At 37.7% G+C, this 20486-nt stretch carries 20 protein-coding genes and 1 other annotated feature; all 20 genes read left to right on the forward strand.

Translation table 11 applies throughout. The annotated features are described in order from the left end of the window. Positions 1-201 precede the first annotated feature (201 nt). The 20 genes from cysE (at position 202) to fusA (ending at position 20366) form a co-directional block, all read left to right on the forward strand. Positions 202-873 (forward strand): serine O-acetyltransferase, encoded by a 672-nt coding sequence (gene cysE, locus I5776_RS00565; RefSeq protein WP_202778534.1) that lies wholly within the window; start codon positions 202-204, stop codon positions 871-873. Continuing rightward, the gene (gene cysS, locus I5776_RS00570) at positions 854-2251 is read left to right on the forward strand and encodes a cysteine--tRNA ligase (protein WP_202778535.1); all 1398 of its coding nucleotides are present in this window, start codon (positions 854-856) and stop codon (positions 2249-2251) included. Before cysE ends, cysS begins: the two co-directional genes overlap by 20 nt. Positions 2252-2254: 3 nt before the next feature. Beyond that, positions 2255-2662 carry a Mini-ribonuclease 3 gene (locus tag I5776_RS00575; protein ID WP_202778536.1) on the forward strand — a complete coding sequence of 136 codons (408 nt, stop codon included), beginning with the start codon at positions 2255-2257 and terminating at the stop codon, positions 2660-2662. Positions 2663-2696: 34 nt separating this feature from the next. After that, positions 2697-3440, forward strand: coding sequence for a 23S rRNA (guanosine(2251)-2'-O)-methyltransferase RlmB (gene rlmB / locus I5776_RS00580; RefSeq protein ID WP_202778537.1), 744 nt, complete (start codon positions 2697-2699; stop codon positions 3438-3440). A 2-nt stretch (positions 3441-3442) separates the two neighbouring features. Then, positions 3443-3952, forward strand: coding sequence for an NYN domain-containing protein (locus I5776_RS00585; RefSeq protein WP_202778538.1), 510 nt, complete (start codon positions 3443-3445; stop codon positions 3950-3952). Between the two features lie 84 nt (positions 3953-4036). Continuing rightward, positions 4037-4675 (forward strand): RNA polymerase sporulation sigma factor SigH, encoded by a 639-nt coding sequence (gene sigH, locus I5776_RS00590; protein WP_202780620.1) that lies wholly within the window; start codon positions 4037-4039, stop codon positions 4673-4675. Positions 4676-4785: 110 nt separating this feature from the next. Further along, on the forward strand, positions 4786-4935 hold the full coding sequence (gene rpmG / locus I5776_RS00595; protein WP_202778539.1) for a 50S ribosomal protein L33: 150 nt from the start codon (positions 4786-4788) through the stop codon (positions 4933-4935). Positions 4936-4991: 56 nt separating this feature from the next. Continuing rightward, positions 4992-5171 (forward strand): preprotein translocase subunit SecE, encoded by a 180-nt coding sequence (secE, locus tag I5776_RS00600; RefSeq protein WP_202778540.1) that lies wholly within the window; start codon positions 4992-4994, stop codon positions 5169-5171. Between the two features lie 164 nt (positions 5172-5335). Next, positions 5336-5869 (forward strand): transcription termination/antitermination protein NusG, encoded by a 534-nt coding sequence (nusG, locus tag I5776_RS00605; protein WP_202778541.1) that lies wholly within the window; start codon positions 5336-5338, stop codon positions 5867-5869. A 164-nt stretch (positions 5870-6033) separates the two neighbouring features. After that, the gene (gene rplK, locus I5776_RS00610) at positions 6034-6459 is read left to right on the forward strand and encodes a 50S ribosomal protein L11 (RefSeq protein WP_202778542.1); all 426 of its coding nucleotides are present in this window, start codon (positions 6034-6036) and stop codon (positions 6457-6459) included. 118 nt (positions 6460-6577) lie between these two features. Further along, the gene (rplA, locus tag I5776_RS00615; RefSeq protein ID WP_202778543.1) at positions 6578-7279 is read left to right on the forward strand and encodes a 50S ribosomal protein L1; all 702 of its coding nucleotides are present in this window, start codon (positions 6578-6580) and stop codon (positions 7277-7279) included. Between the two features lie 44 nt (positions 7280-7323). Beyond that, positions 7324-7470, forward strand: a sequence feature (ribosomal protein L10 leader region). Positions 7471-7532: 62 nt separating this feature from the next. Next, positions 7533-8033 carry a 50S ribosomal protein L10 gene (rplJ, locus tag I5776_RS00620; RefSeq protein WP_202778544.1) on the forward strand — a complete coding sequence of 167 codons (501 nt, stop codon included), beginning with the start codon at positions 7533-7535 and terminating at the stop codon, positions 8031-8033. A gap of 83 nt (positions 8034-8116) precedes the next feature. Then, positions 8117-8479 (forward strand): 50S ribosomal protein L7/L12, encoded by a 363-nt coding sequence (gene rplL / locus I5776_RS00625; protein WP_202778545.1) that lies wholly within the window; start codon positions 8117-8119, stop codon positions 8477-8479. A gap of 98 nt (positions 8480-8577) precedes the next feature. After that, positions 8578-9186: a class I SAM-dependent methyltransferase gene (locus I5776_RS00630; RefSeq protein WP_202778546.1), complete on the forward strand. Its 609-nt coding sequence runs from the start codon at positions 8578-8580 to the stop codon at positions 9184-9186. Between the two features lie 241 nt (positions 9187-9427). After that, entirely contained in the window at positions 9428-12985 is a 3558-nt protein-coding gene (rpoB, locus tag I5776_RS00635) for a DNA-directed RNA polymerase subunit beta (RefSeq protein ID WP_202778547.1), read from the forward strand. Positions 12986-13141: 156 nt separating this feature from the next. Continuing rightward, positions 13142-16738, forward strand: coding sequence for a DNA-directed RNA polymerase subunit beta' (rpoC, locus tag I5776_RS00640; protein WP_202778548.1), 3597 nt, complete (start codon positions 13142-13144; stop codon positions 16736-16738). 216 nt (positions 16739-16954) lie between these two features. After that, on the forward strand, positions 16955-17203 hold the full coding sequence (locus tag I5776_RS00645; RefSeq protein WP_202778549.1) for a 50S ribosomal protein L7ae-like protein: 249 nt from the start codon (positions 16955-16957) through the stop codon (positions 17201-17203). A gap of 100 nt (positions 17204-17303) precedes the next feature. Further along, complete coding sequence (rpsL, locus tag I5776_RS00650) at positions 17304-17723, forward strand: 30S ribosomal protein S12 (protein ID WP_058005960.1); 420 nt, start codon at positions 17304-17306, stop codon at positions 17721-17723. 40 nt (positions 17724-17763) lie between these two features. After that, positions 17764-18234, forward strand: coding sequence for a 30S ribosomal protein S7 (rpsG, locus tag I5776_RS00655; RefSeq protein WP_066226665.1), 471 nt, complete (start codon positions 17764-17766; stop codon positions 18232-18234). A gap of 53 nt (positions 18235-18287) precedes the next feature. After that, complete coding sequence (fusA, locus tag I5776_RS00660) at positions 18288-20366, forward strand: elongation factor G (protein WP_202778550.1); 2079 nt, start codon at positions 18288-18290, stop codon at positions 20364-20366. Positions 20367-20486: the final 120 nt, after the last annotated feature.

Raw genomic sequence — 20486 nt, forward strand, 5'->3', positions numbered from 1 at the left:
TTTTTCCGAACGACACGGTTAAGTAGGATTAGGCGGTTACCCATCGTTAAAAGGGATGAGTTGGGATGTAATAGACCAGTTTGATCTATTATATTCAAACAGAGTGGAACCGCGTAGTAAGCGTCTCTGTCTATTCAGAGACGCTTTTTTTATTTCCAAAAAATATCGTTCCAATTATACATCGAAAGGGGGAGTGAGGGCATGTTTAAACGAATGAAGGAAGACATCGAAGTTGTATTCGAACAAGACCCAGCTGCTCGAAGTCATGTTGAGGTTATTCTTACCTACTCTGGACTGCATGCAATATGGGCACACCGAGTGGCCCACAGTTTTTATAAAAGAAAGTTATTTTTCATTGCCAGGGTCATTTCACAGGTAAGTCGCTTTTTTACAGGCATTGAAATACACCCAGGAGCTACGATTGGTCGCCGCTTTTTTATCGACCATGGGATGGGTGTAGTGATTGGTGAAACATGTGAAATTGGAGATAATGTAACTGTTTATCAAGGAGTTACATTAGGGGGAACAGGTAAAGAAAAGGGCAAGCGTCACCCGACAATTAAGGATAATGCATTAATTGCTACTGGAGCTAAAGTTTTAGGATCCATAACAGTTGGAGAGAATTCTAAAATAGGTGCAGGATCAGTTGTTTTAAGGGATGTACCTTCAAACTCCACGGTTGTTGGAATTCCTGGACGTGTCGTTATTCAAGATGGAGTAAAAATCAAGAAGGACTTAAATCACAGTGATTTGCCGGACCCAGTGGCGGATCGATGTTCTGCTATTGAGAAGAAAATACATTTGTTAGAAGCAGAAATTGTTCGGTTAAAAACGGAAGGAGTCGAAAAAGAAAATGTCAATTCAACTTTATAATACATTAACCCGAAAAAAGGAACCGTTTATCCCGCTTGAAGAGGGAAAAGTAAAAATGTATGTTTGCGGGCCCACTGTTTATAATTATATTCATATTGGAAACGCAAGACCTGCCATTGTTTTTGATACGGTAAGAAGATATTTAGAGTATCGTGGTTACGATGTGAATTTTGTATCAAATTTCACAGATGTTGATGATAAGCTCATTAAAGCGGCTAAAGAACTAGGTGAAGATGTACCAACGATTGCTGACCGCTTTATCGATGCATATTTTGAAGATGTTTCAGCACTCGGTTGCCATACAGCCGATGTTCATCCGCGAGTTACGGAGAATATGGATATTATTATCGAATTTATTGAGACCTTAATTAGTAAGGGTCATGCTTACGAATCTCATGGAGATGTTTATTATCGAACAAGAAGTTTTGATGAATACGGAAAATTATCTCATCAATCCATTGATGACCTTAAATCGGGAGCTCGTATTGAAGTAGGTGAAAAAAAGGAAGATGCCTTGGATTTTGCTTTATGGAAAGCTGCGAAAGAAGGAGAAATTTATTGGGAAAGCCCATGGGGAAAAGGGCGTCCAGGCTGGCATATTGAATGCTCGGCGATGGCACGAAAATATTTAGGTGATACAATTGATATTCATGCGGGAGGTCAAGATTTAACTTTCCCTCATCACGAAAATGAAATTGCTCAATCAGAGGCATTAACAGGTAAGCTGTTCTCCCGTTATTGGATGCACAATGGCTATATTAATATCGACAATGAGAAAATGTCTAAATCACTCGGAAACTTTGTATTAGTGCATGATATTATTAAACATTATGATCCGCAAGTACTTCGTTTCTTTATGTTAGCTGTGCACTATCGCAATCCGATTAATTATAGTGAGGAACTGTTAGGGAATGCAGGGAGCGGATTAGATCGTTTAAAAACCTCATATCAAAATATTAAACATCGTTTACAAAGCAGCAACAACCTAACAGATAATGATCAAGAATGGCTTGATAAAATTAATCATTATCATAATGAATTTATACAAGAGATGGATGATGATTTTAATACAGCAAATGGAATTTCCGTACTATTTGAGCTTTCGAAACAAGCGAACTATTATTTAAGAGAAAAAAATACATCCGAAAAAGTGCTGCATGCATTTATGGATGAATTCAAAAGTTTATTTGAAGTTTTAGGTTTAAAATTGGAATCCGATGAGCTCTTGGATGAAGAAATTGAAGCGTTAATTCAAAAACGAAATCAAGCAAGAAAAGATAGAGATTTTGGCTTAGCTGATGCAATCCGTGACCAATTAAAAGAAATGAATATCATTCTAGAAGATACCCCGCAAGGAATTAGATGGAAGAGAGGGTAAACAATGATAGAAATTGAAAAGAGTGTTGATGTAATGCAGCTGAATAGTCTTGCCTTGGCTTACATGGGGGATGCGGTATATGAAGTATATATACGGCATCACCTCCTCCATTTGGGAAAGACGAAGCCTCATCATCTCCACAAGGAAGCTACGAAATATGTTTCTGCTAAAGCACAAGCGTCTATATTAAAAAACTTTCAGGAAGAAAATGTTTTAACAGAAGAGGAACAAGTAATAGTGAAACGCGGTAGAAATGCTAAATCTGGATCAATTCCGAAGAATACAGATGTTCAAACATATAACCATAGTACCGGATTTGAAGCTTTAATTGGACATTTGTATTTAAATAAAGATTTAGCAAGATTAGAAAGTATTATTGCAAGCGCTATTCAAACAGTAGAGCGATTGTAATCAGATAATAAAAATAAGGCAGGAGGTTTCATCAATGGATCAAGATTATATTGCAGGAAAAAACCCTGTTATTGAAGCGCTAAAATCCAACCGTGATATTAATAAAATCTGGATTGCAGAAGGTTCAGCTAAGGGACAGATGCAGCAAGTTATACAGTTGGCCAAGCAGTCAAGAGTATTGGTACAATATGTTCCCAAACAGAAAATTGATCAAATGGTAAAAGAAAATCATCAAGGGGTAGTGGCGCTTGTAGCTGCATATCAATATGCGGAATTAGATGACCTATTTAAACGAGCGGAACAAAAAAATGAAGATCCTTTCTTCTTAATTTTAGATGAATTAGAAGATCCGCATAACTTAGGATCTATATTGAGAACTGCTGATGCGGCTGGAGTACACGGGGTAATTATACCGAAGCGTAGGGCGGTTGGACTAACAGCTACTGTAGCCAAAGCATCAACGGGAGCAATTGAGTATGTTCCTGTTGTGAGAGTTACTAATATAGCTAGAACGATTTCGGAATTAAAAGAACGAGGAGTATGGATATTTGGTACGGATGCAAAAGGTAGTCAGGACTACCGTTCAATGGATGGATCGATGCCGTTAGCTATTGTTATCGGAAGTGAAGGCAAAGGAATTAGTCGGCTGATTAAAGAAAATTGTGATTTTCTCGTCCACTTACCAATGATAGGCCACGTTACATCTCTAAATGCCTCGGTAGCGGCAAGTTTATTAATTTATGAGGTTTATCGAAAACGTTATCCTCAAGGTGAATAAAAATGGACATTTTGCTTGTGGATGGCTATAACATTATTGGTGCATGGCCAGAGCTTAGACAACTTAAGAACATTAATTTAAGTCATGCAAGAGATCGATTAATTGAGCGGATGGCGGAATACCAAGGATACACCGGGTACAGGGTCATTATCGTCTTTGATGCGCTTTATGTAAAAGGAATGGAAAAAAAATATCGACAACATAAGGTGGAAGTTATTTTTACAAAAGAAAATGAATCTGCTGATGAACGCATAGAAAAAATGGCCATTCAAATGAGCAATAGAAAAACTCAAATTCATGTAGCAACTTCTGATTTCACCGAACAATGGGCTATATTTGGCCAGGGAGCGCTAAGGATCTCTGCTCGAGAATTACTTAATGAAATGAATATGATTAATCAACAGATAGAAAAAAACGTAAGGAATTCACATCAAGATAAGCCCTTTTCAAGAATTGAGCTAAGTAAAGATGTTGCAGAAATGTTCGAAAAACTTCGAAGAGGAAAACAATGAGTATTGACGCTTGAAAATTCTGTAATGTATAATATTTCTATCTATTGCTTCAGAGCGGTCAGGGGGATTTATGTGAACCTAAATATGAAGGTACCACATAATGAAAATTATGTGATGATGGAAGATGAGCAATTGATTGAGTTGGTGCACAAAGGTGATAGTGATGCTTTAGACTATCTTATTCAAAAGTATCGCAATTTCGTCCGAGCTAAGGCACGTTCTTATTTTTTAATTGGTGCTGATAAGGAGGATATTGTCCAAGAGGGAATGATTGGTTTGTATAAGGCCATTCGTGATTATAAAGAGGACAAGCTTACTTCATTTAAAGCATTTGCAGAACTATGTATAACCCGCCAAATAATAACTGCAATAAAAACTGCCACCCGTCAGAAGCATATTCCACTGAACTCGTATGTTTCACTTGATAAACCAATATACGATGAAGAATCTGATCGAACCCTAATGGATGTAATATCAGGTGCAAAAATGATGAACCCAGAGGAACTAATTATTAACCGTGAAAAATACGGAAATATAGAGGGGAAGATTTCCGAATTATTAAGTGACCTGGAAAGAAAGGTATTAGCTTTATATTTGGATGGTCAGTCATATCAGGAAATTTCAGAAGAGTTAAATCGCCATGTTAAATCGATTGACAACGCATTGCAGCGTGTGAAGAGAAAGCTTGAGCGTTATTTGGAGGTCCGAGAATTTAGTTCATAATAAGCCTAATATTGACAAATTTAGATTTTGCATGTTACTTTTTAAACAGATAAATGAATTAGTAGATAATTTTATAATAAATTATGTTAACCTAAGTAGTAGGTGTTTTTATGCAAAGAAAAATAGTACTAGCTTGTGAACAATGTGGGTCGAGAAATTACTCGACATTTCATAATAAACAAACAGATACTGAACGGTTAGAAGTGAAAAAATTTTGTAAACATTGCAATACCCATCATGTTCATCGTGAAACAAAGTAAAATCGATATTTACTAGAATCATTGAGGATTCAACTTATATACCGGAGGTTACAAACATGTCGATTGCGAAATTCTTTCGAAATATAGCATCAGAAATGAGAAAAGTTAGTTGGCCAAAGAAGAAAGAGCTTACTAGTTATACAATTACGGTAGTATCTACAGTTGTTATACTTGCGGTATTTTTCATGGTCGTAGATTTAGGCATTTCATCACTAATTAAATGGATTTTAAAATAATATATTATAGATTTTAAATCTTTGTATTGAATAACTTCTATCTATGCATGGTATAATGGAAATAAATAAGTGCAATTTTTAGCCCGGTTAACGGGTTTTTTCAATTTTTAAAAATAATTAATAATTAATAAGCCGGGGAGGGACGGACGTTTAAGTCCTTATGAATGGAAAAGAATTGGTATGTTGTTCATACGTATTCTGGTTATGAAAACAAAGTAAAAGCTAACCTAGAAAAGCGTGTGGAATCAATGGCGATGCAAGATAAAATATTTCGGGTAGTTGTTCCGGAGGAAGAAGAAACAGAAATCAAAAATGGCAAGAAAAAAGTAACTAAGCGGAAGGTATTTCCAGGATATGTGCTAGTAGAAATTATTATGACAGATGATTCTTGGTATGTTGTACGTAATACACCAGGAGTAACAGGTTTTGTAGGGTCTGCTGGATCCGGTTCAAAACCGACTCCACTACTTCCTGATGAAGTAAAGGTCATTTTAAAACATATGGGAATGGAAGAAAAACGAGTGGATGTCGACTTTGAAGTTGGTGAATCGGTAACGGTAAAAGAAGGCCCGTTTGCTAACTTTACAGGAAAAATTGAAGAAATTGATCATGATAAAGGCAGAGCTAAAGTTATGGTTAGCATGTTCGGCCGAGAAACACCTGTCGATTTAGTTTTTACGCAAATTGATAAAATATAATTTGAAACAACTTGATATTTATCATTAAAAATGGTAACATTCTTTAGGTCAGTATGTTCTACTGAACAAATATATATATTCTTTATTTAAATAAAGATTCTTCTAAATGAGTGGGAGGGAAAATTCCCTATTACCACATCACGGACTTTAAGGAGGTGTGTCTCGTGGCTAAAAAAGTAGTTAAAATTGTAAAATTACAAATTCCTGCTGGTAAAGCAAACCCAGCTCCGCCGGTTGGTCCTGCACTTGGTCAAGCTGGTGTGAATATCATGGGATTCTGTAAGGAGTTTAACGCTCGTACAGCTGATCAAGCTGGATTAATTATCCCTGTTGAAATTACGGTATTTGAAGACCGTTCATTTACATTTATCACTAAAACCCCACCTGCTGCAGTTTTACTTAAAAAAGCAGCTGGAATCGAATCAGGTTCTGGTGAGCCTAACCGTAAAAAGGTAGCAACTGTTAAGCGTGACAAAGTACGTGAAATCGCTGAAACAAAAATGCCTGACTTAAATGCAGCAAGCGTTGAATCAGCAATGCGTATGGTTGAAGGTACTGCGCGCAGCATGGGTATTGTAATCGAGGATTAATCGATACAATAAAATTGGTTTTTCGTCCGACGGGGTTGCGATGCTAGAAAAAATTGCTCGCAACCTTTATTCGTGGGAGGTAAATCCGCTAAAACCACATTCGAGGAGGAAAATTAGAATGGCTAAAAAAGGTAAAAAGTACGTTGAAGCTTTAAAATTAGTAGATCGTACGAATGCTTATTCTGTAAATGAAGCAATTGAATTAGTAAAGAAAACAAACTTCACAAAGTTTGACGCAACAGTTGAAGTTGCATTTCGTCTTGGAGTAGATCCTAAGAAAGCAGATCAACAAATTCGTGGTGCAGTTGTCCTTCCTAACGGAACTGGTAAAACACAACGCGTATTAGTATTTGCTAAAGGTGAAAAAGCGAAAGAAGCGGAAGCTGCTGGAGCGGACTATGTAGGCGATAGCGATTATATCAACAAAATCAACCAAGGTTGGTTCGAATTTGATGTTATTGTTGCAACACCTGATATGATGGGTGAAGTTGGTAAACTTGGTCGTGTTCTTGGACCTAAAGGTTTAATGCCAAACCCTAAAACTGGCACAGTTACATTTGATGTGACTAAAGCTATTAATGAAATCAAAGCTGGTAAAGTTGAATACCGTGTAGATAAATCTGGTAACGTTCATGTTCCAGTTGGTAAAGTATCATTTGATAACGAGAAACTAGTTGAAAACTTTACAACAATCTTTGATACATTATTAAAAGCAAAACCAGCAGCTGCAAAAGGAACTTACATGAAGAACATTTCTGTTACTTCAACAATGGGACCTGGTGTAAAGGTTGATGCTTCATCTTTCTCTGTAAAAAACTAAGTTGACATCAAGAAAAACCTTTGCTATAATTAGTGCTGTTGTTAAAAATAAATACATTTGTACCGTAGACAGTAGGTGCTATTAGTAGCTTAATTTCCTACCGAGGTAATGCGATATATATTATAGTTTAAAAGCTATATGCATTAAACCTCCATGTCTACTTTGAGATATGGAGGTTTTCATATTTCGGTATAAGTGGTTGTGATTTAAACCTTGATTTTAAATCATCTAGTAATTTTCAGGAGGTGTAAAGATGAGCAGTGCAGTTGATCAAAAGAAACTAATTGTAGACGAGATTGCTGATAAGTTAAAATCAAGCGTCTCTACAGTAATTGTAGATTATCGTGGGTTAAATGTTGCCCAAGTAACTGAATTACGTAAACAACTTCGTGATGCAGGCATTGAGTTCAAAGTTTATAAAAACACTTTAACTCGCCGTGCAGTAGAAGTGGCTGGATTAACTGGTTTAGAAGATTCTCTAACAGGCCCTAACGCAATTGCATTCAGTAATGAAGATGTAGTTGCACCAGCGAAAATTTTAAATGAATTTGCTAAAAAGAATGAAGCTCTAGAAATTAAAGCAGGTGTGATTGAAGGAAATACTGCATCAGTTGAAGAAATTAAAGCCCTTGCAGATCTACCATCTCGCGAAGGTTTACTTTCTATGTTGCTTAGCGTTCTTCAAGCACCAATCCGCAACTTGGCTCTTGCTACAAAAGCTGTTGCAGATCAAAAAGAAGAACAAGGCGCGTAAGTATATTAGTATTTTTGCGTAATGCCTATTGAAATTTAAAAAAGTAATGATAAATTTATATGAAAAATTAGGAGGATATTATAATGACTAAAGAACAAATCATTGAAGCTGTCAAAGAAATGACAGTTCTTGAACTAAATGACCTTGTTAAAGCTATTGAAGAAGAATTTGGTGTAACTGCTGCTGCTCCAGTTGCAGTTGTAGGTGCTGCTGGTGGCGAAGCTGCTGCAGAAAAAACTGAATTTGATGTAGTACTTGCTAGTGCAGGTTCACAAAAAATTAAAGTAATTAAAGTTGTTCGTGAAATCACAGGTCTTGGCCTTAAAGAAGCGAAAGAAGTTGTTGACAACGCTCCTAAGTCTCTTAAAGAAGGCGTTGCTAAAGAAGAAGCTGAAGAAATCAAAGCTAAACTTGAAGAAGTTGGAGCTAGCGTTGAAGTTAAGTAATCATTGTGATGAAAAAAAGCTCGCTGTATAAAGCGGGCTTTTTTTGTCTATTTTTGTAATATACCATAATTGAAGAATTTCTTTAGGGATGTGATGTGATGACTAATCATTATTATTCCCGTAATCCGGAAATAAAAAGTAATCCAGTATATTGGGAGTTTCGTCTTCGCGGACAAGTATTTCGATTTAAAACGGATCAAGGTGTTTTTTCGAAAAAGGAAGTAGATTTTGGTTCACGATTTTTAATTGATATGTTCAAAATGCCTGATATAAATGGTCCAATCCTTGATGTGGGATGTGGATACGGTCCAATTGGTTTAGCGATTGCGAAAATGTCAGTGGATCGCAGTGTTCATATGATTGATGTAAATCATCGTGCGCTTAACTTGGCAAAGGAAAATGCTGAGACTAATTCGATTACGAATGTAGCAATATACGAAAGTGATAGATATGAAAATGTGAAAGAAACTGAGTTTGCAGCAATTGTAACAAACCCGCCGATACGGACCGGGAAAAATGTGGTACATGATATTTTAACAAACAGCTTCAAACATCTAAAAGTAGGTGGAGAACTTTGGGTAGTCATCCAAAAGAAACAAGGTGCTCCATCAGCTAAAGCTAAATTAGAGGAAATCTTTGAAGAAGTTAAAGTTGTAGGTAAAAATAAAGGATATTATATATTAAAAGCGAAAAAGCTTGACGACTAGTTTGGCATGTGTTAGCATTAAAAAATGCCAATATGATATTTTCTATAATTATATCCAAATTCAATATGTCAAGTATATTTTTTGGCTATTATGGAAAATACTTATAAAATAATAGCTCGTCATGTGAAAATTGTGGTTTTTATAGAAAACCCTTTTTCTTTTTGTCTTATGTCAGTCTGGTTGTCCTGCCATTAGACATAATAGACGCAACCAAAACGCTTGATTTGAGGGGTGAATTTAGTTGACAGGTCAACTTGTTCAGTATGGACGACACCGCCAACGCAGAAGTTTTGCGCGTATTAGCGAAGTTCTAGAATTACCAAATCTTATTGAAATTCAAACCTCTTCGTATCAATGGTTTCTTGATGAGGGTTTGAGAGAAATGTTCCAAGACATTTCGCCTATTGAAGATTTCGCTGGAAATCTATCTTTAGAATTTATTGATTATAGTCTCGGGGAACCAAAATACTCTGTTGAAGAATGTAAAGAGCGTGATGTTACGTATTCTGCATCTCTTCGAGTAAAAGTTCGTCTTGTTAACAAAGAGACTGGTGAAGTAAAAGACCAAGATGTATTTATGGGTGATTTCCCGTTAATGACAGAAACAGGAACATTTATCATTAATGGAGCAGAACGGGTTATTGTATCACAACTTGTTCGTTCGCCAAGTGTGTATTTTAATGGAAAAATGGATAAAAACGGAAAGCAAGGGTTTGGTGCAACTGTTATTCCAAACCGTGGTGCTTGGCTCGAATACGAAACAGATGCAAAAGACGTAGTTTATGTACGTATTGATCGTACAAGAAAATTACCTGTAACTGTTCTTTTGCGTGCACTCGGGTTCGGCTCTGATCAAGAAATCATCGATCTATTAGGAGATAACGAGTACATTCGTAATACGCTTGAAAAGGATAATACGGAAAGTACAGAAAAGGCGTTATTAGAAATCTATGAACGTCTACGTCCGGGTGAACCTCCAACAGTAGAAAACGCAAAGAGTTTGTTAGTATCACGCTTTTTTGATCCAAAACGCTATGATTTAGCAAATGTTGGACGTTATAAAATTAATAAAAAGTTACATTTGAAAAACCGCCTATTTGGTCAGAGATTAGCAGAGACGCTAGCGGATCCTGAAACGGGTGAAATTATCGCAGAAGAGGGAACTACTCTTGACCGTCGTACATTAGATAAAATCTTACCGAATTTGGAAAACGGAACTGGTTTTAAAGTCTATCCACAAGTTGGTGGTGTGGTAGAGGATGATATCGTTCTTCAATCCATAAAAATCTATGCTCCGATTGACGACGGAGAAAAGATAATCAATGTAATCGGAAATGCTAACGTAGATGTGAGTGTAAAAAATATTACACCAGCAGATATTATTTCTTCCATTAGCTATTTCTTTAATTTATTGCATGGTGTTGGTATTACAGATGATATCGATCACTTAGGTAATCGTCGATTACGCTCTGTTGGTGAATTGTTGCAGAATCAATTCCGTATTGGGTTATCTCGTATGGAAAGAGTCGTACGTGAAAGAATGTCCATCCAGGATATTAACACAATCACACCGCAACAATTAATTAACATTCGTCCGGTTATCGCGGCTATTAAAGAATTCTTTGGTAGTTCACAGCTTTCGCAATTTATGGATCAAACCAATCCGTTAGCAGAATTAACACATAAACGTAGACTTTCCGCGTTAGGACCTGGTGGTTTAACTCGTGAACGTGCAGGCATGGAAGTACGTGACGTTCACTACTCCCATTATGGTCGTATGTGTCCAATTGAAACGCCTGAGGGACCAAACATTGGTTTGATTAACTCGCTTTCATCATATGCGAAAGTAAATCCATATGGATTTATCGAAACGCCTTACCGCCGCGTTGATCCTGAAACTGGAAAGTTAACAGATCACATTGATTATTTGACAGCGGATGAGGAAGACAATTACATTGTTGCACAGGCAAATTCCAGAATTGCGGATGATGGCTCATTTGTCGATGATGAAGTTATTGCTCGTTTTAGAGGTGAAAATACTGCTTTTAAACGTGACCGTATTGATTATATGGACGTATCACCTAAACAAGTAGTTTCTGCTGCGACTGCATGTATCCCATTCTTAGAAAATGACGATTCAAACCGTGCGTTAATGGGAGCGAACATGCAACGTCAAGCAGTGCCTCTAATGCAGCCAGAAGCTCCAATTGTTGGTACAGGTATGGAACATGTTTCTGCTAAAGACTCTGGTGCGGCTGTAATTTGTAAACATGATGGAATTGTTGAACATGTTGAAGCACGTGAAATTTGGGTACGTCAAGTTAAAGACGTTGATGGCCAAGAAGTTAAAGGTGATTTAAATAAATATCGCCTACAAAAATTTATTCGTTCAAACCAAGGAACATGCTACAACCAACGTCCAATTGTTAGTGTTGGAGATCGTGTTACAAAAGGCGAAGTACTTGGTGACGGACCTTCTATGGAAAAAGCAGAACTAGCACTAGGTCGAAATGTTCTAGTAGCATTTATGACTTGGGACGGCTACAACTATGAAGATGCCATTATCATGAGCGAAAGACTTGTTAAAGATGATGTTTACACATCTATCCATATAGAAGAATATGAATCTGAAGCCCGAGATACGAAACTAGGGCCAGAAGAAATGACACGTGATATTCCTAACGTTGGGGAAGACGCTTTACGTAACCTAGATGAACGTGGAATTATCCGTGTTGGAGCAGAAGTAAAAGACGGAGATCTGCTAGTCGGTAAAGTAACGCCAAAAGGTGTGACGGAACTTACAGCTGAAGAACGTTTATTACATGCAATTTTTGGTGAAAAAGCGCGTGAAGTGCGTGATACATCACTGCGTGTACCTCATGGTGGGGAAGGAATTGTCTTAGATGTTAAAGTCTTTAACCGTGAAGATGGAGACGAACTTCCACCGGGTGTTAATCAGCTAGTGCGTGTATACATTGTACAAAAACGTAAAATTCATCAAGGGGATAAAATGGCGGGACGCCACGGTAACAAAGGGGTAATTTCCCGTATTCTCCCTGAAGAAGATATGCCATTCTTACCTGATGGTACACCGGTAGATATTATGTTAAATCCGCTAGGGGTTCCTTCTCGTATGAATATCGGTCAGGTCCTTGAATTACATTTAGGTATGGCAGCGAGATATCTAGGTATTCATGTAGCAACCCCAGTTTTTGATGGTGCTACAGAAGAAGATGTTTGGGAAACAATTGAAGAAGCTGGAATGGCGAATGATGCGAAAACAATCCTCTATGATGGTCGAACTGGAGAACCGTTTGATAATCGTGTATCAGTTGGTATCATGTATATGATTAAATTGGCACACATGGTAGATGATAAGCTTCACGCACGTTCGACTGGACCGTATTCACTTGTTACTCAACAGCCACTTGGTGGTAAAGCACAATTCGGTGGACAACGTTTTGGTGAGATGGAGGTATGGGCGCTTGAAGCATATGGTGCAGCCTATACACTACAAGAAATCTTAACAGTTAAGTCTGATGACGTTGTAGGTCGTGTGAAAACTTATGAAGCTATTGTAAAAGGTGAAAATGTTCCTGAACCAGGTGTTCCAGAATCATTTAAAGTATTGATTAAGGAATTACAAAGTTTAGGTATGGATGTCAAGATTCTTTCTAGTGATGATCAAGAAATTGAAATGCGAGACTTAGAAGATGAAGATGATGTAAATCAAGCTGACACTTTAAACATTGCACCTGAGTCTAGAGAAGAATCAGAAATTGTTGCCTCGAAGGAATAACTCCTTTTAGACGATTTGAAATATATATTCAAAAATGATTAATGTTGCTCTAGCGCCAAGCCCCTTAGGTTTCGTCTCATGGAGGTAGGCCTAAGGTGGAAGGCGCTAGTTGTATTTCTTCGGGTAAAACTTGTAGACGAAAAGGGAGGTAGACCCTTGATAGATGTAAATAATTTTGAGTATATGAAAATTGGTCTTGCTTCACCAGATAAAATCCGCTCTTGGTCTTTTGGAGAAGTAAAAAAACCAGAAACAATTAATTATAGAACTTTGAAACCTGAAAAAGACGGTCTATTTTGTGAACGGATATTTGGTCCACAAAAGGACTGGGAATGTCATTGTGGAAAGTATAAGCGTGTACGTTATAAAGGTGTAGTATGTGACCGTTGTGGTGTTGAAGTTACTCGTTCAAAAGTCCGTCGTGAACGTATGGGCCATATTGAACTTGCTGCGCCAGTTTCACATATATGGTATTTCAAAGGAATTCCAAGTCGTATGGGCCTTGTATTAGATATGTCCCCGCGCGCATTAGAAGAAGTCATCTATTTTGCTTCCTATGTGGTAACTGAAACAGGAGATACCCCATTGGAAAAGAAACAACTTCTTTCTGAAAAAGAATATCGTGCATATCGCGAAAAATACGGTAATAAGTTCCAGGCATCAATGGGTGCAGAAGCTGTGAAAAAACTTCTTCAAGATATTGATGTAAACAAAGAAGTAGATATGTTAAAAGAGGAGCTTAAAACAGCTCAAGGACAACGTCGTACGAGGGCGATTAAACGATTAGAAGTTCTAGAAGCATTCCGTCACTCCGGAAACGAACCAGACTGGATGATTTTAGACGTTCTGCCTGTTATCCCACCTGAATTAAGACCAATGGTTCAATTAGAAGGTGGTCGTTTCGCTACTTCTGATTTAAACGACTTATATCGCCGAGTGATCAATCGTAATAATCGTTTAAAACGTCTATTAGATTTAGGTGCCCCTAGCATTATTGTGCAAAACGAAAAACGTATGCTTCAAGAAGCTGTAGATGCCTTAATTGATAATGGACGTCGTGGTCGTCCTGTAACAGGGCCGGGAAATCGTCCGCTTAAATCCCTTTCACATATGTTAAAAGGAAAACAAGGACGTTTCCGTCAAAACCTTCTTGGTAAACGTGTAGACTACTCCGGTCGTTCCGTAATCGTCGTTGGACCAAGTTTAAAAATGTATCAATGTGGTCTTCCGAAAGAAATGGCCCTTGAACTATTCAAACCTTTTGTGATGAAAGAGCTTGTTGAAAAAGGTTTGGCTCATAATATTAAAAGTGCAAAACGTAAAATTGAGCGTGTACAGCCAGAAGTTTGGGATGTTTTAGAGGAAGTAATCAGAGAACACCCAGTATTATTGAACCGTGCACCAACTTTGCACAGATTAGGTATTCAAGCATTTGAACCAACACTTGTTGAAGGACGTGCAATTCGTCTGCATCCACTTGTTTGTACGGCATATAATGCAGACTTCGATGGTGACCAAATGGCGGTTCACGTACCTCTTTCTGCTGAAGCACAAGCAGAGGCACGACTACTAATGCTAGCTGCCCAAAACATTCTTAATCCAAAGGATGGTAAACCAGTCGTAACACCTTCTCAAGATATGGTATTAGGTAACTACTACTTAACATTAGAGCGTGAAGGTGCGGTTGGAGAAGGTAAAATCTTTAAAGATATTAATGAAGCTTTACTTGCCTATCAAAATGGTTATGTTCATTTGCATACACGTATTGCGGTACATGCAAGTTCAGTTAATAATCAAACTTTTACCGAAGAACAAAAAACGAAACTTCTCATCACAACTGTGGGTAAATTAATTTTCAACGAAATTTTACCTGAATCATTCCCTTATATGAATGAGCCAACAAAAATGAATTTGGAAGAAAAAACTCCAGAGAAATACTTTGTGGATACAGATGTCGATGTGAAGGAACATATTAGCAAACAACCAGTTATCAAGCCGTTTATTAAAAAGTTTCTTGGAAATATCATTGCAGAAGTCTTTAAACGTTTCCAAATAACCGAAACATCAAAAATGCTTGACCGTATGAAAGATTTAGGATTTAAATACTCTACCAAAGCTGGAATCACGGTTGGTGTAGCTGATATCGTGGTATTAGGTGAAAAAGAGCATATTTTAACAGATGCTCAAAGTAAAGTTGATAATGTTATGAAGCAATTCAGACGTGGTTTAATTACTGAAGACGAACGATATGATCGAGTAATCTCTATCTGGAGTGCTGCAAAGGATACTATTCAAGGAAAACTAATGGAATCACTTGATAAACGAAATCCAATCTTCATGATGAGTGACTCTGGTGCCCGTGGTAACGCATCAAACTTTACACAGTTAGCAGGTATGCGTGGATTGATGGCCAACCCGGCAGGTCGTATCATCGAATTGCCAATTAAATCAAGTTTCCGTGAAGGATTAACTGTATTGGAATACTTTATCTCTACCCATGGTGCCCGTAAAGGTCTTGCCGATACAGCGTTAAAAACAGCCGATTCTGGTTACTTAACACGTCGTCTTGTGGATGTTGCACAGGATGTAATTGTTCGCGAGGATGATTGTGGTACTGATAGAGGCTTATTAGTTGGTTCGCTAAAAGAAGGTACAGAAATAATTGAAACATTAGAAGAGCGATTAATTGGCCGTTATGCACGAAAAGCAATAAAACATCCTGAAACTGGCGAAGTTCTTGTTGCTGAAAATGGGTTAATTACTGAAGATTTATCGAGGGAAATCGTGAATGCAGGAATTGAAGAGGTATGGATCCGTTCGGCATTTACATGTAATACACGTCACGGTGTTTGTAAAAAATGTTATGGACGTAACTTGGCAACTGGTCAGGAAGTTGAAGTGGGTGAAGCAGTTGGTATTATCGCTGCGCAATCTATCGGGGAACCAGGTACACAGTTAACGATGCGTACATTCCATACTGGTGGGGTTGCCGGAGACGATATTACACAAGGTTTACCTCGTATTCAAGAGTTGTTTGAAGCACGTAATCCAAAAGGACAGTCAACAATTTCAGAAATTGATGGTGTTGTCGTTTCAATTACTGAAGGTAGAGACCGTCAACAAGAAATTTCGGTTCAAGGCGATGTTGAAACTCGGACGTATAACGCACCTTATACATCACGCCTAAAAGTTGCCCTTAATAGCAGGGTAGAACGAGGACAAGAATTAACAGAGGGTTCAATTGATCCGAAAGAATTACTTAAAGTTCGTGATGTTAATTCTGTTCAAGAGTACCTACTTAAAGAGGTACAAAAGGTTTATCGTATGCAAGGGGTAGAAATTGGCGATAAGCATATCGAAGTAATGGTTCGCCAAATGCTTCGAAAAGTAAGAGTAATCAATGCTGGGGATACTGATGTATTACCAGGATCATTACTTGATATTCATCAATTTACAGATGCGAACGAGAAGGCCATTTTAGAAGGTAAATTACCAGCTACAGGTCGTCCTGTATTACTTGGTATTACAAAAGCGTCACTTGAAACGGATTCCTTCCTTTCAGCAGCATCATTCCAAGAAACAACACGTGTACTAACAGATGCGGCAATTAAAGGAAAACGTGATGAACTACTTGGATTAAAAGAAAATGTTATTATCGGAAAACTTGTTCCTGCTGGTACTGGTATGCAACGTTATCGTAAAGCTGAACCAGTTGTTCCAACAGTGGAAGATGAACACGTTATAGTAGAATAACAATAAGTGCAGCCAGGAAGGTGTTATTGCAAGTAATAATATATATTATCGATTGTTTGCAATGGCTCTTTCTCTGCTCTCTAATTGTGATGCCGGTAGAAATTACCGGCACACCTTTCATTTTTATTTTTTTACTATGTTGACATTAACATATGAAAATGATACTATATTCAAGGTGCTCCTATCATACACCTGTTGCTTTGGAGGATATGATAAATGTCTTATGAAAAAGTAAAGCAGGCTAAACAAATTGTTGTAGGAACAAAACAAACAGTAAAAGCTCTTAAAGACAACAACATGGATGAACTTATATTGGCTGAGGACGCTGATCCTGCGGTTATTAAAAATGTAATTCAGGTTGCAAATGATATGAACATACCAATTTCGATGGTTGATTCAATGAAGAAACTCGGAAAAGTATGTGGAATAGAAGTTGGGGCTGCTGCTGTTGCAGTTATTTATTAAAACTGTTTTTGCAGAACAAACTGCAAAAACTTTGTTTTTGCTTTAAAATGAACCACCTGGATGTGTGGGCTTAAACAAAATCGGAAGGGAGGATATAGTAATGCCTACTATTAATCAATTAGTACGTAAACCTCGTAAATCAAAAATTACAAAGTCTAAGTCTCCAGCACTTAATAAAGGTTACAATAGCTTTAAAAAAGTGAACACAGACTTATCTTCACCACAAAAACGTGGTGTTTGTACACGTGTTGGTACAATGACACCGAAGAAACCGAACTCAGCACTTCGTAAATATGCCCGTGTTCGTTTAACAAACGGTATTGAGGTAACTGCTTATATTCCTGGTATTGGCCATAACTTACAAGAACACAGCGTTGTATTAATTCGCGGTGGACGTGTAAAAGACTTACCGGGGGTACGTTATCATATCGTACGTGGTGCGCTTGATACTGCTGGAGTTGACAGCCGTAGACAAGGCCGTTCTAAATACGGTACTAAGCGTCCAAAAGAGAAAAAATAATAACATTTAACTATAAACCTTTCTGAAAGGAGGAAATACAATGCCACGTAAAGGCCCTGTTGCGAAAAGAGATGTATTACCAGATCCGATTTATAAATCAAAATTAGTTACTCGTTTAATTAACAAAATGATGGTAGATGGTAAGAGAGGTAAATCTCAAACTATTCTTTATTCTTCTTTTGATATTATTCGTGAACGTACTGGTAAAGACCCAATGGAAGTGTTTGATCAAGCACTTAAAAACATTATGCCTGTACTTGAAGTTAGAGCTCGTCGTGTAGGTGGTGCTAACTATCAAGTTCCTGTAGAAGTTCGTCCTGAACGTCGTACTACATTAGGTTTACGTTGGTTAGTAAACTATGCTCGTCTTCGTGGAGAAAAAACGATGGAAGAGCGTTTAGCTAACGAAATTCTAGATGCAGCTAACAACACTGGTGCTGCTGTTAAAAAGCGTGAAGATACTCATAAGATGGCAGAAGCAAACAAAGCGTTTGCTCACTATCGTTGGTAATCTAACCTTCAATCAAAAAATACTATTCTCATATTAGGAAGGAGAAAAAACCAATGGCAAGAGAGTTCTCCTTAGAAAATACTCGTAATATCGGTATCATGGCACACATCGATGCCGGTAAAACGACAACAACTGAGCGTGTCCTTTATTACACTGGTAAAATTCATAAAATCGGTGAAACACATGAAGGTGCATCTCAAATGGACTGGATGGAGCAAGAACAAGAACGTGGTATTACAATTACATCTGCAGCAACAACTGCACAATGGAAAGGTCACCGCGTAAACATCATCGATACACCAGGACACGTAGACTTCACAGTTGAAGTTGAACGTTCACTTCGTGTACTTGATGGTGCAGTAGCTGTTCTTGATGCGCAATCCGGGGTTGAACCTCAAACAGAAACTGTTTGGCGCCAAGCAACAACATATGGAGTACCACGTGTTGTATTCGTTAATAAAATGGATAAAATCGGTGCAGATTTCTTATATTCTGTAGGTACTTTACATGATCGCTTACAAGCAAATGCTCATGCAATTCAATTACCAATCGGTGCTGAAGATCAATTCGAAGGTATTATTGACCTTGTTGAAATGAAAGCAATTATGTATGGTAATGATTTAGGGACTGAAATTGAAGAAACAGAAATCCCTGCTGAATACAAAGATCAAGCTGAGGAATACCGTGAAAAATTAGTTGAAGCGGTAGCTGAACTTGATGAAGAATTAATGGAAAAATACCTTGGCGGTGAAGAAATCACTGTTGAAGAGCTAAAATCCGCTATTCGTAAAGGTACTGTTAATGTAGAATTCTACCCAGTTATCTGTGGATCTGCATTTAAAAACAAAGGTGTTCAATTAATGCTTGATGCTGTTATTGACTATCTTCCATCTCCATTAGATGTACCTGCAATTAAAGGTACTGCTCCTGATTCAGATGAAGTTATCGAAAAGCATTCAAGTGATGATGAACCATTTGCTGCGTTAGCATTTAAAGTAATGACTGACCCTTACGTTGGTAAGTTAACGTTCTTCCGTGTGTATTCTGGAACATTAAACTCTGGTTCTTATGTACAGAACTCTACTAAAGGAAAACGTGAACGTGTTGGCCGTATTCTTCAAATGCACGCAAATCACCGTGCTGAAATTACTGAAGTACATGCTGGGGATATCGCAGCTGCAGTTGGTCTTAAAGACACTACAACTGGGGACACTCTATGTGATGAAAAAGATCTAGTTATCTTAGAATCCATGGAATTCCCTGAACCAGTTATTCAATTGTCTGTAGAGCCAAAATCTAAAGCTGACCAAGATAAAATGACAACAGCATTACAAAAACTTCAAGAGGAAGATCCTACATTCCGTGCACATACTGACCAAGAAACTGGACAAGTTATCATTGCTGGTATGGGTGAACTTCACTTAGATATTCTTGTTGATCGTATGAAACGTGAATTTAAAGTAGAAGCAAATGTAGGTGCACCTCAAGTTGCTTACCGCGAAACTTTCCGTTCTAGCGCACAAGTACAAGGTAAGTTTGCTCGTCAATCTGGTGGACGCGGTCAATACGGTGACGTTTGGATCGAGTTCTCACCAAATGAAGAAGGTAAAGGTTTTGAATTTGAAAATGCTATCGTCGGTGGTGTTGTACCCCGTGAATACATCCCAGCAGTTGAAGCTGGTCTAGTAGATGCGTTAGATCGCGGTGTATTAGCAGGTTATCCATTAGTCGATGTAAAAGCTAAGTTATATGATGGTTCATACCATGATGTTGACTCAAGTGAAATGGCATTTAAAATCGCTGCATCTCTTGCACTTAAAAATGCAGCATCAAAATGTAACCCTGTAATCCTTGAACCGACTATGAGAGTTGAAGTAGTTATCCCTGAAGAATATCTAGGTGATATTATGGGTCAAATTACTGCTCGTCGTGGACGTGTTGAAGGTATGGAAGCACGCGGAAATGCGCAAGTAGTTCGTGCGATGGTTCCACTTTCAGAAATGTTTGGTTATGCAACAGCACTTCGTTCTAGTACACAAGGTCGTGGTGTGTTCACAATGCACTTCGATCACTATGAAGAAGTACCAAAAACAATTTCTGAAGAAATTATCAAAAAAAATAAAGGTGAATAATTGATTTCTGAGCCTTTATAAAGTATAACTACTATATATGATAAATGATTGCTTTAAAGATGAGCGCTCATCTTTAAAGCATCATATAAATACTTATTATTATAAATATTAAGGAGGATT

The sequence above is a fragment of the Heyndrickxia vini genome, from assembly GCF_016772275.1.
GTDB lineage: Bacteria > Bacillota > Bacilli > Bacillales > Bacillaceae_C > Heyndrickxia > Heyndrickxia vini.

Excerpts from the sequence above, each read along its gene's own strand:
- cysE (WP_202778534.1), top strand. The coding sequence starts at position 202 with ATGTTTAAACGAATGAAGGAAGACATCGAAGTTGTATTCGAACAAGAC.
- cysS (WP_202778535.1), top strand. The coding sequence starts at position 854 with ATGTCAATTCAACTTTATAATACATTAACCCGAAAAAAGGAACCGTTT.
- I5776_RS00575 (WP_202778536.1), top strand. The coding sequence starts at position 2,255 with ATGATAGAAATTGAAAAGAGTGTTGATGTAATGCAGCTGAATAGTCTT.
- rlmB (WP_202778537.1), top strand. The coding sequence starts at position 2,697 with ATGGATCAAGATTATATTGCAGGAAAAAACCCTGTTATTGAAGCGCTA.
- I5776_RS00585 (WP_202778538.1), top strand. The coding sequence starts at position 3,443 with ATGGACATTTTGCTTGTGGATGGCTATAACATTATTGGTGCATGGCCA.
- sigH (WP_202780620.1), top strand. The coding sequence starts at position 4,037 with ATGAAGGTACCACATAATGAAAATTATGTGATGATGGAAGATGAGCAA.
- rpmG (WP_202778539.1), top strand. The coding sequence starts at position 4,786 with ATGCAAAGAAAAATAGTACTAGCTTGTGAACAATGTGGGTCGAGAAAT.
- secE (WP_202778540.1), top strand. The coding sequence starts at position 4,992 with ATGTCGATTGCGAAATTCTTTCGAAATATAGCATCAGAAATGAGAAAA.
- nusG (WP_202778541.1), top strand. The coding sequence starts at position 5,336 with ATGGAAAAGAATTGGTATGTTGTTCATACGTATTCTGGTTATGAAAAC.
- rplA (WP_202778543.1), top strand. The coding sequence starts at position 6,578 with ATGGCTAAAAAAGGTAAAAAGTACGTTGAAGCTTTAAAATTAGTAGAT.
- rplJ (WP_202778544.1), top strand. The coding sequence starts at position 7,533 with ATGAGCAGTGCAGTTGATCAAAAGAAACTAATTGTAGACGAGATTGCT.
- rplL (WP_202778545.1), top strand. The coding sequence starts at position 8,117 with ATGACTAAAGAACAAATCATTGAAGCTGTCAAAGAAATGACAGTTCTT.
- I5776_RS00630 (WP_202778546.1), top strand. The coding sequence starts at position 8,578 with ATGACTAATCATTATTATTCCCGTAATCCGGAAATAAAAAGTAATCCA.
- I5776_RS00645 (WP_202778549.1), top strand. The coding sequence starts at position 16,955 with ATGTCTTATGAAAAAGTAAAGCAGGCTAAACAAATTGTTGTAGGAACA.
- rpsL (WP_058005960.1), top strand. The coding sequence starts at position 17,304 with ATGCCTACTATTAATCAATTAGTACGTAAACCTCGTAAATCAAAAATT.
- rpsG (WP_066226665.1), top strand. The coding sequence starts at position 17,764 with ATGCCACGTAAAGGCCCTGTTGCGAAAAGAGATGTATTACCAGATCCG.
- fusA (WP_202778550.1), top strand. The coding sequence starts at position 18,288 with ATGGCAAGAGAGTTCTCCTTAGAAAATACTCGTAATATCGGTATCATG.